Below are 1,310 nucleotides of genomic sequence, written 5' to 3' on the forward strand. Positions count from 1 at the left end.
GCCCTGCAGGCCGTGGTGCGCAATCCGCTGGCCGATCCCATGCTGCTGGGTGTCTCGTCGGGAGCGTCGGTCGGTGCCGTGCTGATCCTGGTGTTCGGTGCCGGTGCGCTGCAGGTGTTCACCGTGCCGCTGGCGGCCTTCCTCGGAGCCTTTCTCGCGCTCGTCGCGGTGTACTTCCTGGCCCGCTCGGGCGGGCGGATGACGACCGCGCGGCTGATCCTGGCCGGCGTGGCGGTGGCCGAAGTGCTTTCCGCGGTGGCCAGTCTGCTGATCGTCACCTCGGACGATCCGCACAAGACCCAGGCGGCCGTGCGGTGGATGCTGGGCGGCCTGGGCGGTGCCACCTGGCGCATGGTGTGGGTACCCGCGGTGGCGGTCCTCGTCGGTGTGATCGTGCTGCTGGCCTTCACCCGATCGCTGAACCTGCTCTATACCGGTGAGGAGGCGGCTGCCTCGCTCGGTCTGGACGTACACCGGTTCCGGGCGGCAATGTTCGTCGTCGTGGCGCTCATGGTCGGGGCGATGGTCGCGGTCAGTGGCACGATCGGGTTCGTCGGGCTGATCATGCCGCATGTGGTGCGCCTGCTGGTCGGTGCCGATCACCGTAGAGCGCTGCCTGCCGCCGCGTTGTTGGGCGCGGCGTTCCTGGTGCTGTGCGACATCGTGGCCCGCACCGTGGCCGCGCCGGAGGAACTGCCGGTGGGCATTCTGACCGCGCTCGCCGGCGGGCCGTTCTTCCTGTGGCTGATGCGGCGGAAGGCCGTGACGTGACGGCGGCAGTGACCTTCGAGGCGGTCTCGGTGACGGTGCGCGGTACACCGTTGATCGCCGACGTGTCGTTGTCGGTCGCCCCGGGTGAGATGCTGGCCGTCGTGGGTCCCAACGGCGCGGGCAAGACCACACTGCTGCGCACCTTGTACCGGGCGCAGCGACCGAGCGCCGGTCGGGTGCTGGTAGACGGCACCGACGTGTGGAAGCTGCCGGGCAAGCGGGCCGCACGCCAGGTCGCGGCGGTATTGCAGGAAGCCGCAGGCGATTTCGAGCTCACCGTGTTCGACATGGTGGCCATGGGCCGCACACCGTACAAGCGATCCTTCGAGGCCGACAACGCCGAGGACCGCGAAATCATCGGCGCGGCTTTGACGGCGCTGGACATCGCGGAACTGAGCGGGGCCGGTTACGGCCGGCTGTCGGGCGGACAGAAGCAGCGCGTGCTGATCGCCCGGGCGCTGGCCCAGCGCACCGATGTGATCGTGCTCGACGAGCCCACCAACCACCTCGACCTGCGCCATCAACACGAGGCCCTGCAC

At 69.5% G+C, this 1,310-nt stretch carries 2 protein-coding genes; both read left to right on the plus strand.

Annotated elements, in window-relative coordinates; translation table 11 throughout:
* The coding region (locus ACWGPE_RS18870; protein ID WP_452049293.1) for a FecCD family ABC transporter permease at positions 1 to 771 on the plus strand (771 nt) is incomplete at its 5' end.
* Positions 768 to 1,310 (plus strand): ABC transporter ATP-binding protein (locus ACWGPE_RS18875; RefSeq protein ID WP_452049294.1); only part of this gene is annotated, 543 nt, incomplete at its 3' end. The genes ACWGPE_RS18870 and ACWGPE_RS18875, both read left to right, overlap by 4 nt.

The organism is Agromyces sp. NPDC055658, from assembly GCF_053618155.1.